The 21,717-nt window shown below is 36.8% G+C and carries 16 protein-coding genes; 15 read left to right on the plus strand and 1 reads right to left on the minus strand.

Going from position 1 to position 21,717, the window contains the following annotated elements; all coding sequences use genetic code 11:
* The first annotated feature begins 61 nt into the window (after positions 1–61).
* Both BN853_RS00415 and wecB read left to right on the plus strand, forming a co-directional pair.
* Positions 62–1,285: a glycosyltransferase family protein gene (locus BN853_RS00415; protein ID WP_030003978.1), complete on the plus strand. Its 1,224-nt coding sequence runs from the start codon at positions 62–64 to the stop codon at positions 1,283–1,285.
* Positions 1,278–2,375, plus strand: a complete 1,098-nt coding sequence (gene wecB, locus BN853_RS00420; protein ID WP_030003979.1) for a non-hydrolyzing UDP-N-acetylglucosamine 2-epimerase — start codon at positions 1,278–1,280, stop codon at positions 2,373–2,375. Before BN853_RS00415 ends, wecB begins: the two co-directional genes overlap by 8 nt.
* A gap of 50 nt (positions 2,376–2,425) precedes the next feature.
* Here the strand turns inward: wecB and BN853_RS00425 are convergent, their stop codons facing one another.
* On the minus strand, positions 2,426–3,187 hold the full coding sequence (locus tag BN853_RS00425; RefSeq protein WP_030003980.1) for a DeoR/GlpR family DNA-binding transcription regulator: 762 nt from the start codon (positions 3,185–3,187) through the stop codon (positions 2,426–2,428).
* Between the two features lie 142 nt (positions 3,188–3,329).
* Here BN853_RS00425 and BN853_RS00430 point away from each other — a divergent pair, with 142 nt between their 5' ends.
* The 13 genes from BN853_RS00430 (at position 3,330) to BN853_RS00490 (ending at position 21,713) form a co-directional block, all read left to right on the plus strand.
* Positions 3,330–4,787 carry a rhamnulokinase gene (locus tag BN853_RS00430; RefSeq protein ID WP_030003981.1) on the plus strand — a complete coding sequence of 486 codons (1,458 nt, stop codon included), beginning with the start codon at positions 3,330–3,332 and terminating at the stop codon, positions 4,785–4,787.
* On the plus strand, positions 4,784–6,010 hold the full coding sequence (locus BN853_RS00435; RefSeq protein WP_030003982.1) for an L-rhamnose isomerase: 1,227 nt from the start codon (positions 4,784–4,786) through the stop codon (positions 6,008–6,010). The genes BN853_RS00430 and BN853_RS00435 overlap by 4 nt, the downstream gene beginning before the upstream one ends.
* The gene (gene rhaD, locus BN853_RS00440) at positions 5,988–6,827 is read left to right on the plus strand and encodes a rhamnulose-1-phosphate aldolase (RefSeq protein WP_231857078.1); all 840 of its coding nucleotides are present in this window, start codon (positions 5,988–5,990) and stop codon (positions 6,825–6,827) included. Before BN853_RS00435 ends, rhaD begins: the two co-directional genes overlap by 23 nt.
* Entirely contained in the window at positions 6,824–8,197 is a 1,374-nt protein-coding gene (locus tag BN853_RS00445; protein ID WP_030003984.1) for a beta-galactosidase, read from the plus strand. Before rhaD ends, BN853_RS00445 begins: the two co-directional genes overlap by 4 nt.
* A 16-nt stretch (positions 8,198–8,213) precedes the next feature.
* Positions 8,214–9,548: an ABC transporter substrate-binding protein gene (locus BN853_RS00450; protein ID WP_030003985.1), complete on the plus strand. Its 1,335-nt coding sequence runs from the start codon at positions 8,214–8,216 to the stop codon at positions 9,546–9,548.
* A 17-nt stretch (positions 9,549–9,565) separates the two neighbouring features.
* Positions 9,566–10,558, plus strand: coding sequence for a carbohydrate ABC transporter permease (locus tag BN853_RS00455; RefSeq protein ID WP_030003986.1), 993 nt, complete (start codon positions 9,566–9,568; stop codon positions 10,556–10,558).
* Between the two features lie 47 nt (positions 10,559–10,605).
* The gene (locus BN853_RS00460; protein ID WP_030003987.1) at positions 10,606–13,050 is read left to right on the plus strand and encodes a DUF5011/hyalin repeat domain-containing protein; all 2,445 of its coding nucleotides are present in this window, start codon (positions 10,606–10,608) and stop codon (positions 13,048–13,050) included.
* Between the two features lie 27 nt (positions 13,051–13,077).
* Positions 13,078–13,917 (plus strand): carbohydrate ABC transporter permease, encoded by an 840-nt coding sequence (locus tag BN853_RS00465; RefSeq protein ID WP_030003988.1) that lies wholly within the window; start codon positions 13,078–13,080, stop codon positions 13,915–13,917.
* Positions 13,914–15,305 carry a beta-galactosidase gene (locus BN853_RS00470; protein WP_030003989.1) on the plus strand — a complete coding sequence of 464 codons (1,392 nt, stop codon included), beginning with the start codon at positions 13,914–13,916 and terminating at the stop codon, positions 15,303–15,305. The genes BN853_RS00465 and BN853_RS00470 overlap by 4 nt, the downstream gene beginning before the upstream one ends.
* Complete coding sequence (locus tag BN853_RS00475; RefSeq protein WP_052591088.1) at positions 15,289–16,437, plus strand: hypothetical protein; 1,149 nt, start codon at positions 15,289–15,291, stop codon at positions 16,435–16,437. The genes BN853_RS00470 and BN853_RS00475 overlap by 17 nt, the downstream gene beginning before the upstream one ends.
* A complete protein-coding gene (locus BN853_RS00480) occupies positions 16,434–17,696 on the plus strand; it encodes a hypothetical protein (protein ID WP_030003991.1) in 1,263 nt (420 codons plus the stop codon). The genes BN853_RS00475 and BN853_RS00480 overlap by 4 nt, the downstream gene beginning before the upstream one ends.
* A 67-nt stretch (positions 17,697–17,763) precedes the next feature.
* Complete coding sequence (locus tag BN853_RS00485) at positions 17,764–19,905, plus strand: family 78 glycoside hydrolase catalytic domain (RefSeq protein ID WP_030003992.1); 2,142 nt, start codon at positions 17,764–17,766, stop codon at positions 19,903–19,905.
* Complete coding sequence (locus BN853_RS00490; RefSeq protein WP_030003993.1) at positions 19,902–21,713, plus strand: DUF4838 domain-containing protein; 1,812 nt, start codon at positions 19,902–19,904, stop codon at positions 21,711–21,713. The genes BN853_RS00485 and BN853_RS00490 overlap by 4 nt, the downstream gene beginning before the upstream one ends.
* Positions 21,714–21,717: the final 4 nt, after the last annotated feature.

The raw sequence follows: 21,717 nt of genomic DNA on the forward strand, positions 1-21,717 counted from the left end.
TAATGAAACCCAAAGCAATTATATACATAAAGAATAATTTTAAATTGAAAAAGGTGATAAAATGATTAAACCTAGAACAATTCTTTTTATAACGTTAGACCCTATCGAGAGTGGTTCCTCCGCGATGACAGTTAATAGAAATCTTATTAATTCACTAGTAAAAAAAGGATATATTATCGATGCTTTAACCATTAATACTGTTAATGATGTTCAGCTAAATAATAGTATATTGACTAATAAGTTTCGTCATGTTTTCAGATTGCAACCAATAAATTTGAACCCATCAATCGGAAAAACTGGATTCAAAAGTTTTGTAAAAAAAGAATTAATAAAAATAGTTAAAAAAGTATATCAAAGTATATCTGTTTTTAATTACACAGTTTTTGCTGCGAAACGTATTAAGTTAGAAAGTGTAAATAACAACTCATATGATTATGTAATCAGTGTATCAGATCCGAAGACTTCACATATTGCTGCAAAAAAGCTCATTAGTAGTGGACTGTCTGTGAAGAAATGGATTCAAATATGGGGTGATCCGTTGTCTATTGATATTTCTAATAAGGTAATTACACCGAGATTAGTCTTAAAAAGAATTGAGTATAATTTGATAAAGAATGCAGATCAAATTGTGTACGTTTCACCAAGTACATCAAAATATATGAAAAAGAATTTTGCCAAAATCGCTGAGAAAATTAGTTTTATTCCATTACCTCTAGACTTAGACGTTAACAATGACAAATTAGAATATTACAAAAAGGACACAATTCAATTTTCATACTTAGGTTCTTACCATTCCAGTATAAGAAATATTAAGCCTTTGTATGATTCATTTGATAATTTAATGAATGCAAAGCTTGTAATTGCTGGTCACTCGAATTTAACACTGTCATCAACGGCTAATATTGATGTTATGCCAAATCAGTCACTATCAAAATTGAGAGAAATTGAAGATAAAACAGATGTTTATGTCGCTATTTTAAACAATTCTGGCACGCAGATACCCGGTAAATTATATTATTATGCAGGCACTAACAAACCTATAATGGTTCTATATCCTAAGAATACAGACCCATTTATTATTAATTACCTGGATCACTTTAAACGATTTTGGCTAGTAAGATTTGATGAAATAGACAATTTTTATGTCCAATTTAGAGATGTAAAATCTTTGTATGTGGATAATTCAATAGTGATTAAAGTATTAAGTCCTGATGTAATAACTTCATATATCATGGAAGGAAAATCTTATAATTATAACGAAGAAGAGGGGATTAAATATGAGTAAAGTTATGCTTGTTTTTGGTACAAGACCAGAAGCAATCAAAATGTGCCCATTAGTAAATGAGTTAAGAACAAGAGAGTCACTCAAAACAGTCGTTTGTGTTACTGGACAACATAGACAAATGCTTGATCAAGTACTACACACTTTTGGTGTTGTACCTGATTATGATTTATCTATTATGAAAGACAAACAAACACTATTTGATGTAACAACAAATATACTTAATCGAATAAAAGAAGTTTTAGAACAAGAAAGACCTGATGTAGTACTTGTACATGGAGATACAAGCACCACATTTGTGACTGCTTTAGCTTGTTTTTATCTACAAATTCCGGTTGGTCATGTTGAAGCAGGATTAAGAACTCATAACATATACTCTCCTTATCCGGAGGAGTTTAATAGACAAGCAGTATCGATTATTTCTAAGTATAATTTTGCACCTACTGAAACAGCAAATCAAAACTTATTAAATGAAGGCAGAGAACAAGACTCTATTTATGTTACAGGTAATACTGCTATCGATGCATTAAAAACAACTGTAAGAGAAAACTATCATCATGAAATGCTAGATTGGGCAAAAGGATCAAGATTAATCATGATTACAGCTCACCGTAGAGAAAATCTTGGCGAACCAATGAAACATATGTTCAATGCAATTAAACGTATCATTAATGAACATAACGATATTAAAGCTATCTATCCAATTCATATGAATCCAGTAGTAAGAGAAACTGCTAATAGTATTCTTGCAGATAATGATAGGATCAGAATCATCGATCCTTTAGAAGTCGTTGATTTTCATAACTTCTTAAATGCCTCATATTTAATTCTAACAGACAGTGGTGGTATTCAAGAAGAAGCACCATCATTAGGTAAACCAGTTCTTGTAATGAGAGATACCACAGAAAGACCAGAAGGTATTTCAGCTGGCACACTCAAACTTGTAGGTACAGATGAAGAGACTATCTATAAAGCATTTAATCTATTATTAACAGATAAAGAAGAATATGAAAAGATGTCAAAAGCAAGTAACCCATATGGTGATGGCTTTGCATGTAAGAGAATTGCTGATATTTTAGAGGAAAAGTTATAATATTGAAAAACCAGCAAGTGCAGAGTTTATCTAGGCACTTGCTGGTTTTATTATGCAATCACTAACTGACAATCATTTTGTTCTAATAGTGTTATATACTCTTTTGTAGGCATTTGATCAGTGATTAAGATATCGATTTGATCAAAGTCACAGGTTTGGCTCATAAAGATCTTATTGAACTTTGTGTGGTCTGCTAATAAGATATGTATCTTAGAACGTTTTAACATTTCCCTTTTAATGGTACTTTGTTCATGGTTTGCTTCTGTAATACCATACTCTGAGATACCCCCACAAGAGAATATAGAGATGTTACAGTGATAGTTCTTTATGTAGTCTATCGTATCAATCCCTAAGACTGAACTGGTGTTTGCGTTATAAACACCAGGGGTAATGTGTAAAGAGAATTTTAAGAGACTATTTGATAAGACCAGGGCATTGTTAATGCCGTTGGTAATAAAGGTTAAATCTTTAAGGTTGGATAGTAGTGGTAACATATAACCAACTGTACTAGATGAATCAATAAAAATGGCATCGTTATTCTTAATAAAGTCTAAGCACCTTTGTGCGATGACTTTTTTTTCTTTGACGTTCTTTTGTGAGCGAATCAAAATGGATGACTCCATGTTTGACGATTCAATCATGGAGGCGCCCCCGTGGGTGCGCTCAATTAAGCCTTTTTGATCTAGTTCGGTTAAATCACGTCTAAGGGTTGCTTCACTGATAAAGAGTAGATGAAGAAGCTCTTTGTTGGTGACTGTTTTTTTAGTGTTAATGATCTCAAGAATGCGTTTTTGTCTTTCTTTAATGTCCATGGGTCTCTCCTTATGAAAACGCTCAAAATAAAGCGCTATTGTGATTGTATTATAGAACTTTTGTGATTGAAAATCAACTATTCAATCAAAAGTTGACTTATTCAATCACTAAATGATATCATCAAGCTGCGAGGTAGATGGCATGATTTCTAAATACTTATCAATCGATATTGGTGCCTCAAGTGGTAGGGCTGTGGTTGTCATTAAAGACAAACAAACCCTAAGACTCGATGAGGCTTACCGATTTAAAACTAAATCGTATGAAAAAGAAGGACTTCATTACTGGGATTTTAATGATGTATTTAAAGAAGTCGTCACAGGGATTGAAAAAGCGTTCTTTTTACATGAAGATATTAAGTCGATTGGAATCGATACGTTTGGTGTCGATTATGGACGACTAGATCAGAACGGTACTCTGACAAGTGATCCTCTATGTTATCGTAACAAGCGTTTTATCGAATCATCTACGTTGTTTCATGAATCGTATTCGAAAGAAACACTATACAGTTTAACTGGTATACAGTACTTACCATTTAATACAATTTATCAGTTATACGATCATGCAAGGCATAATCAATTAAATAATTCAGAGACTATATTATTACTTCCTAATCTGATTGGGTACTTCTTAACCGGAAACAAGCAAACCGAAGTCACAAATGCTTCAACCACTGCACTATATGATTCTAGAACAAATAGATTTGTTGAAACACTCTTTGAGGTAGACAAGCAAAAGGATTCATTTGCTTCACTTGTCAACCCAGGCGTGATTCTTGGTGAAACCCTAGAGACCTTTAACTTTCCAAAGACACCGGTCATTAACGTGTGTTCACACGACACTGCTAGTGCCTTTGTATCAACTAAGATACTTAAGAATCAAGCCTTGATCAGTTCTGGGACTTGGAGTTTGGTTGGCACACTCTTATCTAAACCCAAACGAAGTAAAGAAGCACTTAGGTGTAACTTTACAAACGAACTAGGGTATTTAGGACAAACCAGGTTCCTAAAAAACATCATGGGTATGTGGTTAATTAACGAATCAAGAAGTGAGTTAATGAAAAGTAATGAAGATCTCTCTTTTTTTGATTTAGAAAAGAAAGCGATTTCATCAGAACCTTTTCTAGCTTTTATTGATCCTGATGATGAAATATTCTTAACCAAAGGCAGTATGATAGAGCGTATGAGAACATACCTAGAAAAGACGAATCAAAACATTCCTATTAAGACTGAAGGGATGCTTCGAGTGATTTATGAAAGTCTAGCATTTAAATACCGATACACCATTGAACAACTAGAAAAAGTGCTTCAAAGACCAATGGATGAGATACTCATCATTGGTGGAGGCAGTCAATCAAAATTATTAAATCAAATGACGGCGAATTTTTGTAAGAAACGAGTCATCACCGGTGCGGTTGAAGCAACCGTCCTTGGTAATTCAATCGTTCAGATGCATTATTTTAAAGAGATAAAGACAATCAAGAGTGGACAAACCTTAATTGAAAAATCATTTAAGGGGACGGTTTATGAACCAACCGAATGTGAGGCTTGTGAAGAAGCCTACGAACGCTTTCTAAAACTAATTGAAGGGGATAAGTCATGACAAATTATGAATTAGCAAGAAAAGCCTATCAAGAAATAGGTGTGGATACCGAAGAAGCGATTAATGCCTTAGGGAAAGTTAGACTATCCTTACAGTGCTGGCAAACCGATGATGTGAAAGGTTTTTTATTTAAAGACAATGCGTTAACTGGTGGGATTCAAGTCACGGGTAATTATATAGGACGGGCAAGAAACCCACAAGAAGTCAAAGATGACTTAAGTTTGGCCTTATCATTAATCCCAGGAAACCACAAAGTCAATCTTCATGCAATCTATGCCGATACAAATGAAGTCATTGACCTAGATCGAATTGAGCCAAGACATTTCAAGCCTTGGGTGGATTGGGCAAAAAAAGAACATATTGGACTAGACTTTAACCCGACGTGTTTTTCTCATAAGAAATCAAGTGATGGGTTTACACTAAGTCATCCAGATCAAAACATTAGAGACTTTTGGATAAAACACTGCATACAAAGTAGAAAAATCGGGGCATACTTCCAAAAGGAATTAAAACAACCCTCAGTCGTGAATTTATGGATTCCAGATGGGTTTAAAGACAATCCCTATGATTTAATCACACCGAGGGTGAGATTAAAAGAATCCCTTGATGAGATTTATCAAGAAAAATTAGATGTAACAGATGTCATGGAGTCAAAACTATTTGGGATAGGTGCTGAAGCCTACACGGTAGGCTCTCATGAGTTTTATTTAAGTTATGCACTCCTAAACAAGTTAGGTGTTTGTTTTGACACAGGACACTTTCATTTAACAGAGTCTGTGGCAGATAAGATTGCATCACTTAGTGTGTTTAATCAAACACTCTTACTACATGTCTCAAGACCAGTTAGATGGGATTCAGACCATGTTGTAATATTTGATGATGAAACCAGTAAGATTGCACAAGTGCTAGTAAGAGGTAACTTACTAGATAAAGTGCATATTGGTTTTGACTTCTTTGATGCGTCAATCTCAAGAGTGAGTGCCTTAGTCATTGGGGCGAGATCATTTCAATTAGCATTAATGAAAGCTTTACTAGAACCAAAAGAAGCACTAACAAGCATTGAGTTTAATAAAGATTACTCAAAACGTCTTTATTACCAAGAGATGTTAAAAGGACTACCTTATGGTGTTGTCTATGATGAATTCTTAAAGCGTCATCACTGTGAGTCTCAACACACTTGGTTTGATAAAGTAAGGGCTTATGAAGAAAGATTGGATAGGTAAATATATGAATGAATTCTTAAAAGCGGATTTTATAAATGAAATTGGACGAACTGCTGATCAAATGTATCAAAATGGATGGCATGAACGTAACAGTGGTAATATTTCTTATTTACTGACGGGTAGTGAACTAGATTTAGTTAGAGACTTAAAAGGCATTAGAGTAATCGAACTTCAATGTGAAGTCAAAGACTTAGAAGGTAAATGCTTTGTTGTGACAGGCTCAGGTAAATACATTAAAAATATTTCAAGAGACCCGCTCTTAAACCTTGGGGTTATTCGGGTATTAAAGGGCGGCAAACAAGTCGAAATTTTAGGTGGTTTTAAGGATGGTGGTAGACCCACATCCGAATTAAGTACTCACCTACTCACACATCAAGAACGTTTAAGACAAGATCAAGCACATAAAGTCGTCATTCACACCCATGCGACAAACATCATGGCAATGACGTTTGTTCATGAATTAAATGATCGTAGTTTCACAAGAAGCTTATGGCAGATGTGTACAGAATCGATTGTGGTATTTCCTGATGGGGTGGGTATCTTGCCTTGGATGTTATGTGGTAACGAACGTATTGGTTATAAAACAGCTGAAAAGATGAAGAACCATCGTTTAGTCGTTTGGGCAATGCATGGGGTGTTTGCCTCAGGTAGTTCACTTGATGACTGTTTTGGTTTAATTGAAACGGTTGAAAAATCGGCTCAAATCTATTTGATGACCTTAGGTAAACAAATGGTTAATACGATTGAAGACTACCAGTTAAAAGAACTAGCAGAGACATTTGAAGTCAATTATAAAAAGGAGTATCTAGATGTATGAGACAAAGTAAGAAACTCTTATTATTCATCACACTAATTCTACTAGTCTTTGGCTTGGCTTCTTGTCAAAAAGACGCAAAACCGCCAGTCTATGAGGAAGACCTGACGATGCATATTGGTGCTTGGGTTTCCCCAAGCACGGTAAAAGACGAAAATGGTAATTATAAATACATTACCCTTGAACAATACCAACGGATTAAAGATTCAGGGATTAATGTGATTTACGCTTTGTATGAACACATTGATCTAAATGCGACACTGCTTGCGCTTGATTTATCTGAACAAGTCGGTATTGAATACTACGTGAGAGATTCAAGGATTGCGGGTTTATTTCAAGACATCTTTGATTCAAATGGCAATGTGATTCAAAGTGAGTATGAGGACGACCTAGAAATCTTCTTAAATGCGATTGAAACTTATAAGGATCATCCGGCATTTAAAGGGCATTTGATTGTGGATGAGCCAAGTGCTGATTTATATCAGTGGTTAGGTTTTTATCATGAGGTCTACCAACAATACTTACCAGATAAAGATTTCTATGTGAACTTATTTCCAACATACGCTAGCCTTGCGGCACGAGGTGACAGGGATTATGAGGATTATATTGGAGAATACATTGATGTGGTAAAACCAAAATTTGTTTCTTATGATCATTACCCTTTAATGTTGTTTTATGAAGAATCTGTTTTAACCGATGATTATCTATTAAACCTAGAGATAGTTGCGACAAAGTCAAAAGAAGCGGGACTACCATTTTGGTTATTCTTACAAAGTGTCGGGTATTTTAATATCACAGGGACACAACGTAGAGACATCACAGAAGCAGACTTAAGGTTTCAAAGTGCGGTAGCGATGGCTTATGGCACTAAAGGTATCCAGCACTTCACGTACTGGACACCAGATAGTGGTGGCATTGAATCCTTCTCGGATGCCTTTATTGATAAAGATGGCGAAAAAACACCAACGTATGATGCAGGTACTAAAGTGAATCATGAAATTTTGAGTTTTGATCACGTGTATTTGAGTTTTGATTGGCAATCGGTGATGACGTATTCAACCACACCCGATTTTCCAAACACCAACTTTCGAATGATCAACAAAGAAGAATCACATAAGCGTATCAAGAGCTTTAAAGGCACCGAAGACGTTTTAATGGGGACCTTTAAAGGACAAAACAAAGAAGATGGGTTTATGGTGGTTAATTTCACAGACCCAGCGTTTGGTAAATCAAACGATGTAACAATCACATTTAATGACGCAACGCATGCGCTTGTCTACATTGATGGGGTTGAACAAACCGTGAAGTTAAATAAAGGCAAACTCACACTAAACTTAGCAAGTGGATCTAGTGCGTTTGTGATTCCATACTAAGAATGAGGGAGAATATATGAAAAAAGTTGTATTAGTACTACTGAGTATTACCTTAACCTTGAGTCTTGCTGCTTGCGGCAAGAAGAAAGAAGATTCTGGTAAAGAGCGATTAGTCATCGCGTTTGCTGAGGCGGGTTATGGTAGAGGATGGCTAGAAAATTTAAAGACCGCGTTTGAAGCGGAAAATGAAAACGTTGAGATTGTCCTTGATGGCAATCCAAACATGACCGCGAATGCGGGACCAAAGATTGAAAGCGGTAGAGATCTAGCTGACATTTATTTCTTATTAGAAACAAACTGGCAGCGCTGGGCAACCAGGGGTTATTTAGAACCACTAGATGATCTTTATGAGATGGAGACTGAGCCAGGGGTAACCTTAGAGGATAAACTCATTGACGAAGTCGTTGAGTTTGGACGTATTGGCGACAATATTTACGCCCTACCTTGGAATGATGGCGTCACTGGCCTTGTGTATAACTCAAAGATGTTTAGAGACAAGGGCTGGGAAGTACCAGAAACAGTCAATGATCTAATTGATTTAACTGAGCAAATCAAAACCGAAGGTGCTGGTGTTAAGCCATTCACATGGCCTGGGCAATATTCAGCTTATTGGAACTTTGTGGTCTACGGTTGGTGGGCACAATACGAAGGCTTAGAAGCCATGAATGAGTTTTATCAGTTTGAATCCCCTGAGGTATTCAAACAAGAAGGCAAGTTAAAAGCATTAGAAGCTTATGAAACTTTAATTGGTGATCAAAGTAACAGTACAGCAGGTGTGAATGGTTTAATTCACACACAAGCTCAAATGCAGTTTATCAATGGGTTTGCGGCAATGATTCCTAATGGTTTATGGATTGAATCTGAAATGAAAGCGGCACTACCTGCTGGATTTGAAATGAAGATGATGCCAATTCCTACGATTGAAGGGGCAAAAGAACCAAAAATCAATAACTCAATGCTTGGTGATTTTATTGTGGTACCTAAACAAGCAAGAAATAAAGAACTTGCTAAAGAATTTTTGAGATTTATGGCAGAAGACAAACAATTACTACAGTATACAAAAGACACAGGCACACCAAGACCATTTGAATATGATCCAACTACAATTGAAGGATTAAGTCCATTTATCTTAAGTGCATTAGAAATATGGAAAAACAGTAAGAGTTTTTATATCATCTCAAAGAGTCCGCTTTATTATGGTGTGTATGTCAATACATTCCCTAAGAGTGGGGCACCTTATGGGGATATTTATTTAGGAGAAGAATCGGCACAGTCGGTTTGGAATGGGGACTACCAATACGTTTTCGAACGTTGGGATGAATTCAAACGAAACGCAGGCATGACTGATTAAAATTAGGAGTTTAGCGGATGACAAAAAATCGTATCAGACAACAACTAAATCGGTTTAAACATTTTTTGGTAGAGACGTTTGAGAATGTCTTTAGACTAGACAAATCGTACAAGGCAAAAAGAAGAAGACAAAAACGATTCTTCATCTTCATGATGCTTTTCTTACCAGTGACGCATTTCCTTGTTTTCTTTGTTTACGTGAACATTGATACGATTATTTTATCCTTTCAACGATTTGATTATTACACAGGGGACTATAAGTTTGTTTGGTTTGAAAACTATCAACAAGTCATAAGAGATTTAAGAGAGTTACCTCAAATGAAACAAACGGTGATCAATTCGTTTATGTTCTTACCGATTACCAATTTTATTACCCTACCATTATCAATTATTAGTGCGTATTTCATCTTTCGAGGTGTGCCTGGTAGAGGGCTATTTAAAGTACTCTTTTTCCTACCATCCATCATATCGATTGTGGTACTCACAATGGCATTTCAATTCATGTTTGATCCTTTGTTTGGACCAATAAACCAATTACTCGCTGAATTAGGCATTCAGCCAGTGGGTGGTTGGTTTGGGACAAAGGGGACAGCCATGAACATGGTTTATCTTTACTGTATTTGGGCAGGTATCGGATTTAACATGGTCTTAATCAATGGTGCCATTTCAAGACTTCCAAGTGAAGTCATTGAATCAGGCAGACTTGATGGGGTATCTATGTATACTGAATTAACTAAAATCATCATTCCAATGATTTGGCCTACCATCACAACCCTGTTTGTGATAGGCACAACGGCGGTGTTTACGATCTTCTTGCAAATTCTACTATTAACCAATGGTGGACCAAGTGGTTCAACAAAAACAATCGCGTATCTCATTGTAGAGATGGTACAATCGGGGGATTATACCACACCTGCAGCGTTTGGAATGATATTCACATTGGTGGCGATTCCTTTAATCATGTTCATTAAGTGGGGCATGGAAAAAATAGGAGAAAACGTTGAGTATTAGGTATTAATGGTATCTAAGGATACCTTAAATAAAAAGAGGAGAAAAAAATGCGAAAGATTAGTTTCATCAAAAAGAGTTTGTTAGCAGTACTATTCTTATTTAGCGTGAGTTCTGTGTTTGTATTCACAAGCCACGCAGCAGTGATGAGCGAAACCTTTTTAAATGATTCATTCGATGGCGGAATGAATGATGAAAAATGGCAAGTCGTCAATGACACAACAGAAGCCATCGGCTATTTAGGCGATGCAGGTACACTACGTTACGTTGATACAACCGGTGCAGAAGAAGTCATGATGACCACAAACCCACTCACCTCAGGTGAAGGTGTGACAGGGTATAGTGTTGAGTTTGATTTCTTATACCAGTCTGCCGATTGGGGCGACTGGTTTGGGTTTGCATTTAACAAAACAGAAATTGTAAAAGGGTTAGATTGGGGTAAAGGCGGTTACTTAATGGGCCGTATCTCAAGCCTTCAAATTAATAACCCAAGCGACACCGTCGATGGACCAAGTTCGGCTTCACCAAATGCATTAACGACGTTTGAGGAAATGACACCTTCGGTTGCAAGCATTGCAAACGTCAATGTCAGATTCAAATTCGTTTATACAACAGCGACAAAGAAATTAGAGCTTTATTACGATAAAGTTTCTGAGACAATGGATATGTCAACCTTAAGAAACACCTTTACGTTCGGTAGCTTATCCTTAGAAGAAGATTATCATTTTGCGATTGTCTCATCAAGTAAGGGGTTATATGAACTCGATAACCTAAAGATTGAAAAATTAACCGCTACTGAATCAATTCTTTATGTTGAGTCAGATTTTGAATCTGCTGAACTACCAGAAGAAATAACGTTGGCCGTTTCAGATAAATTCTCATATGGTCCAGCAAAAGCACTTGATTTAAATAATCCAGCGCTAGGCGCAATGATTCTATCAAAAAACCCAGTGGTGGTTAATCCAAACGTGGATAAAAAATTACATATGGCTTACCAACAAAATCTAACTCAACTTGATCTAGATAAAAAGACCGGTGTTGTTTATGGTGTTGAAGCCTTAACAGACACGTTAGTCACTGAAGGTGTGGTTCATATTTATTTTGTTAATCGTGACGTAGCAGGCACACCAACGACATTCATTGGTGCAACCATGGGCGATGGCGAAGCATTAGTTCAAGTTCTTGCGGAAAGATCGCTTGACTTAAACTTAGCAAGTACTGGTTATATTGATGTTGAGTTATCATTTGGTGCATTTAATAATGTTCATGTGAACTTAGCTGATTTAAAGCATTACGACTTTAAAGCAGGCGCTACCATTGGTCACTTCGGTTTTACTGGTGAGGTAGGCACAAGACTACTTGTCGATAACTTTACATCAAAAGCATATACCTATTATGATCAAAGTCAAGCACCTGATTTAGCTGAAAACTTTGAAACAAGTTACCTAGATTCAAACCTTTGGGAAATCTATAACTCGAAAGACCTTCGTCCAGGCACTGAGATGCCATTATTCCCAACCACTAAAGGCATCTACATTGAAAATGGTAAGTTAAACTTTGATGTGGCTGGTGAATCAGCTCGTTTAATCACGAAACACGATTACGCGAATGTTGAGGTTCGTTTCTCATTAGAAGATTTTAATCAACCAATCACGCCAAGAAATGAAGATGGCGAAATTGGTGGGGTTGAAGTACCTACAACTTATTATGTAGCATTAAGCTTTGGTTATGAATCTACCTTACAAAACTTCTGGAATGTACCTACTATTATTTTCCAAGCCAGAGATGGTGGGGCAGTGATTTATACACTTAACATGAATGATGCAACCGTGTATTCGGTTGATACGGCATTACTGCTAAGTGCGGATGAAAACAAAGATGAAACATTTGAGTTTAAAGTGATCGCTTTAAATGGAAAAGTTTCCATTTGGATGAAACGTGCCTCAGACCCAGTCACATTATTTGATGGTGCACCACTGTTAACCTACGAAGACGTCAACACCAAAGGTCGTGTGGCACTTGCTTCAAGTGCGTCTGGTTCATTTAAACTTGATGACGTGAGTATCGTTAAAATGGGTGGCGAGTTCTCAAAACCTGAAATCACTGATTCAGTAGATCCTATGACACTTGTCAAACCAGTCATTACCATAAATAACACAAAACCTGTACAGTTTGAACAAAACAGCACAGACGTCGTTGATTTAAAAACGTATTTTACAGTAACAGATAATAAAGACAGCATTACAATTACCGATCAAATGATCAACAATGGTGGGTTTGACTTAACAAAAGTGGGTCAATACACCATAAGCTTAACCGTGACAGATAGTGATGGTAATCAATCGGTTGAACATGTCATCTTAAGTGTTTATCCAGAAGTGCCTGAAGCACAAAAGTCAAATACAGCTTTAGTGGCCTCACTTACCAGTGTGGTTGCACTTGGTGTTGGTTTTGGTGTGGCATTTGTCGTGTTTAAGAAAGTTAAAAAAATCTAATTAAAGATAAATAAGTGGGGTTAAAAAATGAAACAGTCGTTTACAGAAAAAGTTATATTAGGTATTGTGTTTGTCATCTTTACAGCTTATGCAATATCCTTAGTGTTCCCATTTGCGTGGGCACTAATCAATTCGTTTAAAACGAGTGTGGAGTTTTTTAACATCGATAACGTCTGGAAAATACCATCAAAATGGATGGTTTCCAACTACGTGAATGTGTTATCCGAATATGAAATCGGAAAGATGTTTTTAAGAAGTATCTACGTAACGGTGGCGGGTACCGGCCTTGCGGTCATGATGTCTGCCACCACCGCTTACGTGGTTAGTAAATATGAGTTTAAGTTAAGAAACCTAATTTATATTACTGCAGTGACTGTGATGGTCATTCCAACAGTAGGCTCATTATCTGCAACCTTTAAGTTGGTCAATAACCTAGGGCTTTACAACAACCTGTGGTTATTTCCAATCATTTATGCGGGTGGTTTTGGGTTTGGCTTCTTATTACTCTATGCGTATTTTAAAGGTATTTCTTGGACTTACGCAGAAGCGGCTTTTGTTGATGGGGCTACTGATTTTGATGTGTTCTTCAAAATCATGATTCCTCAAGCAAAACCAGCACTTGTCGCGTTAGGGATTATCCAAGGGATCAATGTGTGGAATGATTTCTTTGCCCCATTTATGTTTATCCCAGAAAAAAAGACATTGGCGGTTGGGTTGCAAGATTTAGTTAACATCATGCAATACCGTGCCGAATGGCCAAAGATGTTTGCGGCAATGATTATTTCAGCGTTACCGATTATTATTGTATTTGTCATATTCCAAAAGACAATTATGGAAAATACTGTGGCTGGAGGGTTAAAAGGATGAGTCAAAGAAAACATTTAATCTTACTATTAATGGCACTTTTGGTGCTAACGGTTTCTGCTTGTGGCAAAAAAGAAAAAAAAGAAGAAGAGAAACCCTATGAGTTTAACTTAAGTGAAACGCCTGTTTATAAATATCAGTTTTGGAATCAAGACCAAGACAGTTTACCGATTGGGGTTTGGTCAGATCCACCAGCAGCTAATTTCGCTGGTATCTATAACAACCCAGATTTAATCAATGAACAACAATACGCATGGATTAAAGAATCCGGTGTCAATGTGGTTTATGGTCTATATAATAACATCGTCCTAAATAAAGAAGATGTGATGAGGTCACTTGATTTATCAGAACAATACGATATTACCTATTTGGTTAGAGATTCTCAAGTGACAGGCTCCTATGATGACGACGACATTGAGCTATTAAGAAATACATTAAACCTTTATAAAGAGCACCCTGCTTTTGGCGGATCGATGGTGGTAGATGAACCGGGTACGGCAAGTTTTGCTAATCTTGGAAATCTTCATAAGAACTATCAAACCATCGTCTCTGATCGTGCGTTTTATATTAATATGCTACCAAACTACGCAAGTAAAAACCAATTGGTTAATGGTGCGGTTGGTGGTACATTAAATGATTCATCGATTACTTACGAACGTTACATGAACGCCTACATCGATCAAGTCAAACCAGAGTTCTATTCGTATGATTTTTACCCATTTGTGGGTATGGAGTATGCAAAAATGCGTAGTGGGTATTTCGCACAAATGGCACAAATCAGAGAAATTACATTAAATGCTGGGATTCCATTTTGGACATTCATCCAAGCATCGAGCTGGGCACCAAGTTCGCTACGTGTGCCAAATCAAACAGAAATCTACTGGCAGGTCGCAACCTCTATCGCTATGGGTGCCAAGGGGATTCAATACTTTATGTATTACACCTCGATGGAACAAGGTGCGGAATCGTTTAGCGGTGGAATGGTCGATCAAAACGGCAATAAAAACCCAATGTATGATTACGTGAAAAACGCAAACATACATTTAAAGACGATTGAATCAATCATCATGAACGCCTCAAACGAAGGTGTGATGGTTCATGGGGATTCACCTGATGAAATACCAACTAGTGTGATTAAAACAACCTATAGTGGCCTTAATCACTTAAGTGGTGATGACATGCTTGTTGGTTTATTCAACTATAAACAAAAGCCAGCCTATTACGTAGTTAACAATTCATTAACGAACCTAAGTGGTAGTCACACAATCACCTTTGATCAAGCATTTACAATCAATGTCTATGAAGGCAGTCAAATGAGAACCATTACAACAAATGAGCTAACGCTTACAATTGGAGCAGGAGAGGGTGTATTAATTGAAATCGTATCTTAAGGCATTTCCATTTCTAAATGAAGGACAAATGCTGATTGGTGCGTGGATAGCCCCACCGCACCAACTAGAAAATTTAAAAAGTAATTTTAATACACTAGAACAATACCGTCTAATCAAAGAAGCAGGCATTAATACCATATATGGGCTTTATGAAACACCAGAAAAAGAGCCGGTTGAGGTGCTTAAAGCAATTAGTTATGCTAAAGAGGTTGGGATTTCTTATTTGGTTAGAGACCCAAGAATTGAACATACAACCTCAAGTGAACAACTCAATCTTCAAACAAAGTCTTATTTAAAAGAAGCCGCTGGCATTCTAGTCTATGACGAACCGGGCATTGAACAATATAAGCGTCTTAATACGCTTTATAATGACTTTAAGACGTTATACCCAGATAAGTTATTCTATGTGAACTTAATGCCCTTACACGCGAATCAAAACCAGTTGTACTGGGGCGCATGGCGTGGGGCTGAAGAAGCCTTAGAAGAGGTTGATGCACTTAGGTATTACAAAGACTACATCAAAGCATTAAAACTACCTTATCTGTCTTATGACTTCTACCCATTTGAAGGTGAATTTCCAAGCATAAGAAGTGACTACTTTGAACAGTTAAAACTCATTTATGAGCTAACCAAAGAAGCCTCACTCATACCGATTTGTTTTATTCAAACGTGTTCGTTTAACACACACGTTAGAATTCCAAACAAAACAGAAGTGTTATGGCAAGTGAATACCTCACTCGCCTATGGCACCAAAGGCATTCAGTATTTTACGTATTTCTTACCTGAAAATAATCACCTTGAACAATTTAAAGGGGCAATAATTAACCATGAGGGAAAAAGAACACCGCTTTATGAGGCAGTAAAAGATATTAATCAGTGGGTAAACCAAATCGGCAGGTACTTAATTGACGCCGAGGTGATTGAAATCAATCATACAGAAGACGTGATAAAAACGACCCTTAATCATAAAGGTGAAACCTACTTATTTTATTGTAACGCCTCACTTGTAAAGAGAATGACGTATCAATCAAACATAAATGAATCAATCATTAGTCAAAATCAAGCAACCCCTGGTGCACTTATCACGCTAGAACCAGGAGAAGCAATCTTAATCAAAAGGAGCGAAACATGAAAAAAATCTTAGTGGCTTTAATTGCATTACTTAGTTTATCGTTAATGTCTAATCGCCTTCAAGCAGAAGAAGTAAGTTGGGAAAAAACATTTGTTGAAGATTTTGAAGGCTACGACAACGGAAAAGTAGAAACACAAGAAAACTTTACAGATAAATGGACCAATGACGGTTGGTCAGGGATAAACCCTAACCCAACCGACATTAACGATGTAGCAACCATTAGAAGTGAGAACTCAAATAAGTTCATGAACATGACTTACGCGAGTAGTTTCTTTTATATGGCCCCAACCAATTTTCGTGCAAACGAATTCGAGGTCGAATTTGATTTTCGTAGTAACGATTTAACCGATGCTTGGGTTGGCGTCAATATGCGTAAAGAATACCGTGACATTCGTTATAACGGTGGCACAGGGATGATGTTTTATTTTAAAACTATCTACGTTAAAAACTTAGAAGGCGACATCATTGGTGAATCACTACTGATTCAATCCTTAAGAGGTGGGTCACTTAGCACGACCGATCTTGATTCACTACTCGTTGGTGATCGTTTGATCGAATACATTTACCCAGAAGGTGAAGCAATCGATCCTACCAAACAAATCAAATCCAATTGGTATAACGTCAAGATTAAAGTGACTAACACAGATAATGCCAATGAATCTTTATATGAAATCTTTATTAACGATGTAGCGATGGCAACACTGACTTACGCAAGAGCCTCCATTAATGTGTATGGCTATTTTGGACTACACTCATGTACTGGTGATATTGATGTTGATAACTTCAAGATTCAATCACTTGATGAAGTCGCACCGCCACCAATTGTCAGAGTCAATCAAATGATTGAACCCACAGGTAAAGTAGGCGATGTCTTTGAAGTCCCAGGTAGTGATGAAAAAGACCTTGAGCTGATTGATGATGCCGATGGTAAGGTCACAATTCAAGTGACATTACCGAACCAAGAAATTATCACTTTAGAGGAAGGGGTTTATCAGTTTACACCAACACTTGCGGGCATTCATACCCTAAGCTATGTGGCAGAAAACCAATCAGGTACGAAAGCTCAAGTGGATTTCTTAATTAACGTGGCTGAAAAAGATGACCCAGTCGATCCTGATCCTGTTGATCCAGACCCGGTTGATCCGAATCCAGATAAACCAGAAGAAGAAAGTAATATAGGCTTGATCATTGGCTTATCAGTCGGTGGGCTAGCCATCATCGGTGCTGGTGTGTACTTCTTTGTATTAAAAAAGAAATAAAAATCGATAACAAGCAATAGTCCTTTGGTTATTGCTTGTTTTATAATGAAGATAAGAAGGTGATTTCATGTTTCAAAACGCAAAATGGATTTGGCATCATAACATAATACAAAAAAATGACTATGGTGTGTTTGTTAAATCATTTGAAGTCGATCGTTTTAATAAAGCCATTCTAAACATTAGTGGACATAACCACATCAAACTCTACATCAATGATAAATTAATCTCAGGATACGTCACACCTGCCCCTAGTGGGCTTAACCCAAAAAGCTATTTGAGCTATGATGTTTCAAAAGACTTATTAGAGGGAAACAACACCATTAAAGTGGTGGTGCTTTATTTAGGAGGTAGTGGACAAAACTATCAAAACGGGATCCCTGGGTTTATTTTGAATCTAGAAATCGAAGAAGAGGCTGGTGTTAGACACATTTTAAGTGATGAGACGTTTTCATCCATTAAGAATCACCCTTATGTGACAGGCCAACCATTCCAACAAAACAGACGAATCACACCAGTAGAACGGTTTGATTCATCTAAACTTGACGAGGGGCCCATTCATGAACCGGTTTTAGTGTTGGAAGGTTATCACAACTACCGTAAACAAACCATCAAAGAAGGCATCGTTCATAAGACATATGAACCACGCCTTTTAAGTCAATCAAATACGGTTTATGTGTTTGATGCAGATAGAATCGTTAGTGGCTTTGTAGGACTTGATATACTTAGTCAAACAAATCAAGTCCTTAGGGTAAGGTATAGTGAAGACCTTGATGGTGACCGTGTTAAACACAATGTCGCAAACGAGCCCAGTGAAACTTACTATGATGAACTCATCTTAAAAAAAGGGATGAGAGTGTCTCACGCGTTTGACTTTACGTATAAAGCGTTTCGCTATGTGGAGGTTGAAGGAAACTTAGACGAACTTGAATCGTTTTCTTTAAAGGTGGAAGTCGCATCAACGGATTTAGGTATAGTTGGTGATTTAAAGAGCAAGTCTTATCCAATGATTACTGATCTGTTTACGCTATTTAAGCACACACAAACCAATAACACCCTTGGATTATTGGTGGATTGTCCACACCGTGAACAAGCACAATACTTAGGCGATAGTGCGCTTCAAGCAGAATCAATTGTTTATAATGTATTAGAAAGAAAACCGTTATTAGAAAAAGTATTAGATGACTTTATGGACGCGCAGTATGCGGACGGTACATTTCCATTTGTCAGTCCTGGTAGTACTAATGATGAGGAGTTTTCACTTAAAATTCCCGAATACGATTTGTATTTTATTGAACTCTTAGAAAAAAGGTATCAAATCGATTTAGACCAGAAAATTCTACATCGTTATTACGAGGCATCAAAGAAAGTGATTGATCACTACATTTCTAAAATCGATGAACAAGGGCTTGTTAGAAAAAATGAACACTGGCATATTTCAGATTGGCCATACCCGAGTGTGGATCAAGAGGGAGATTACTTATGTTTTGAAAACATGCACTTTCATAAAAACTTAAGCTCATTTATCAAGTTATATCAAGATAGAATCGATCAAGATTATTACCGAAAATTAAAAGACAAGCTATATCTAAGAATAAGAGAAGTGTTTTTAGAGCGTGAGTTATTTAAAGATCACGAAAAGGCGGCTTCTTACCACCAAGGCATTCAAGCATTCGCGCTCAATCATGGCTTTGTTTTAGATAGTGAGTTAGATGCGGTCATTACCTACATTAAACAAAGCGGGTTTTCCTCTAGCATCATTTTAGGTAGAGACGTGGTTCATGCTTTATTGAAGTCAGGGTATACTAAAGAAGCGCTTGATTATATGTTTAATTACGAAAAAGGCTGGGGAACGATTTTAAGACATGGGTCTAAGACAATGTGGGAAGGGTTCGATGATATTGAGTCACACAGTCATGCCTGGGGCATGTATGTGGTAAGACTCATTCAAACCTACCTTGTAGGTATAAACGTCATTAATCCGGATACTTATATCATTAAGCCAATCATGATCGATGAGGTTAAAGATATAGCGGCAACAATTGTCACTGAACGTGGGTTATTATCTTTTTCTTACGAGGTTAAAGAAAGTGACGTCATTTATACGTATGACATACCTTTGGGGATACAGGTGAGTTTAATACACAATCAATTAACGTTTAACTTGAAGTCAGCAGGTATCTTAAAATGCAAAAAAGAGTCTGTCGTATGAGTAAGGTAAAAGACTTCGCTAAAAGTGAACTTGATCGCTATTTTCATCTCATTACGGGCATGAATCACCAAATCACTTTAGCGTTAGAGGGTAGTGTCAATATTAATCCACTGGATGATTATTATCAAATCAATGTCATTGGTGGCGTTGGTGTCATTAAGGGTAGAAATGAGCGTAGCCTTTTACTTGGTGTCTACCGCCTACTTGAAGGTCTAGGGGTGTTTTTTCATGCCCCAAAAGATGAGCGGATTACAAGACGTCAGTTAGAAGATTGTGATTTTTCTTTTGAAAGTCACTTTTTAGTTAAACAGCGAATCGTTTGTATCGAAGGGGCCGTTTCAATTGAGAATGTCCAAGACCTAATTGACTTTTTACCCAAAAAACAAATGAATGGGTATTTCATTCAGTTTCAAAAGCCTTACGAGTTTTTTACCAGGTGGTATGAACACAAGAATCACCCATGGTTAAAAGAAGAACCATTGAGCGAAGAAATACTAGAGTCTTTTATGCCGTTAATGACCAAAGAAATAGAAAAGCGGGGATTAATATATCACGCCGTTGGTCACGGATGGACAACGCGTGTGCTTGGTTTGGATGCCAGTGGCTGGCAAAAAGCAGACCCAAAATCCTTGTTGTCATTGGATACGTCTTTGATTGCCCAAGTAAACGGTAAAAGAGAGTTCTTTAAAGGTATTCCACTTAATACACAGTTATGTTATTCAAATAAAAAAGTTCAAGACCTTTTTGTCGAGGTCGTTGTTGACTATATCGATAAGCATCAAGAAATCGATGTGCTTCATTTATGGTTAGCCGATGATTTTAATAACTTCTGTGAGTGTGAGGCGTGTCAAAAAGAACTACCAAGTTTTTATTACGTCGAAACTCTAAATCGAATTGATGAAGAATTAACCAAAAGAAACATTAAGACAAAATTAATGTTCTTACTTTATTATGAACTACTTTTTCCATCTAGAAATGTAAGTACACTTTCAACTGACCGTTTTATGATGATGTTTGCGCCAATCACAAGAACCTACACCAGTTCGCTTAAAGATGTTGCAAGTAAGTATCAGGCAATGCCTATAAAGACAAAGGCATTCAAACGAAATGAAAATCAGTTTGAACCAGAACTATTAAAGAACTTAGTCTATTTAAAAGCCTGGCAAGAAGCCTTTAAAGGAAGTACGGTCTTATTTGATTATCACCTGATGTGGGATGGGTTTAAAGACCTACCACAACGTGGCTTAAGTCAAGTCTTATATGAAGATATGAAGGTATTAAATCAATTTGGGATTGATGGGTTTATTTCATGCCAACTCCAACGTAATTTTTTCCCAGATGGTCTTGCGTTTCATATGATGGCTAAAGGGCTATCTAATGAATCAGGAAATATGGATGCTATTGAGGCTAAGTTTTACGAACAACGCTATTTAAGTGAGGCGTATAACATCAAAACGTTTTTTACCGAAATTTCATCAGTATTAATCCATCAATATCTAAGAAAAGAAGTACCAAAACTCAATCATGACGTGGTTAGAGAAATTGATCGAATCATTTCATTCATTAATCAAATGAAATTAAGTGGCTCCGTGGCATTTGAGGAAGTAACCAAAGACTTTATCGATTACTACCTAGGTTACTTAAAACTGATCAAAGAAAAAGCATTAGGTAGTAGCGTTAGTCAGTTAAAAGATGGATCAAATAAACTAATAAACGAATTCATTAAGTTAGAAGCGGATTACCAATCAAGCTTTGATGGGTTTTATTTTGTTCATCTAGTACGTGAATTTGTGGAGAATGAGTGGTGAGGTT

This window comes from Paracholeplasma brassicae (assembly GCF_000967915.1).
Lineage (GTDB): Bacteria > Bacillota_I > Bacilli_A > Acholeplasmatales > UBA5453 > Paracholeplasma > Paracholeplasma brassicae.

Excerpts from the sequence above, each read along its gene's own strand:
- BN853_RS00470 (WP_030003989.1), top strand. The coding sequence starts at position 13,914 with ATGAGTCAAAGAAAACATTTAATCTTACTATTAATGGCACTTTTGGTG.
- BN853_RS00490 (WP_030003993.1), top strand. The coding sequence starts at position 19,902 with ATGAGTAAGGTAAAAGACTTCGCTAAAAGTGAACTTGATCGCTATTTT.
- BN853_RS00430 (WP_030003981.1), top strand. The coding sequence starts at position 3,330 with ATGATTTCTAAATACTTATCAATCGATATTGGTGCCTCAAGTGGTAGG.
- BN853_RS00485 (WP_030003992.1), top strand. The coding sequence starts at position 17,764 with ATGTTTCAAAACGCAAAATGGATTTGGCATCATAACATAATACAAAAA.
- BN853_RS00425 (WP_030003980.1), bottom strand. The coding sequence starts at position 3,187 with ATGGACATTAAAGAAAGACAAAAACGCATTCTTGAGATCATTAACACT.
- BN853_RS00455 (WP_030003986.1), top strand. The coding sequence starts at position 9,566 with ATGACAAAAAATCGTATCAGACAACAACTAAATCGGTTTAAACATTTT.
- BN853_RS00465 (WP_030003988.1), top strand. The coding sequence starts at position 13,078 with ATGAAACAGTCGTTTACAGAAAAAGTTATATTAGGTATTGTGTTTGTC.
- BN853_RS00445 (WP_030003984.1), top strand. The coding sequence starts at position 6,824 with ATGAGACAAAGTAAGAAACTCTTATTATTCATCACACTAATTCTACTA.
- wecB (WP_030003979.1), top strand. The coding sequence starts at position 1,278 with ATGAGTAAAGTTATGCTTGTTTTTGGTACAAGACCAGAAGCAATCAAA.
- BN853_RS00480 (WP_030003991.1), top strand. The coding sequence starts at position 16,434 with ATGAAAAAAATCTTAGTGGCTTTAATTGCATTACTTAGTTTATCGTTA.
- BN853_RS00415 (WP_030003978.1), top strand. The coding sequence starts at position 62 with ATGATTAAACCTAGAACAATTCTTTTTATAACGTTAGACCCTATCGAG.
- BN853_RS00460 (WP_030003987.1), top strand. The coding sequence starts at position 10,606 with ATGCGAAAGATTAGTTTCATCAAAAAGAGTTTGTTAGCAGTACTATTC.
- rhaD (WP_231857078.1), top strand. The coding sequence starts at position 5,988 with ATGAAGAAAGATTGGATAGGTAAATATATGAATGAATTCTTAAAAGCG.
- BN853_RS00450 (WP_030003985.1), top strand. The coding sequence starts at position 8,214 with ATGAAAAAAGTTGTATTAGTACTACTGAGTATTACCTTAACCTTGAGT.
- BN853_RS00435 (WP_030003982.1), top strand. The coding sequence starts at position 4,784 with ATGACAAATTATGAATTAGCAAGAAAAGCCTATCAAGAAATAGGTGTG.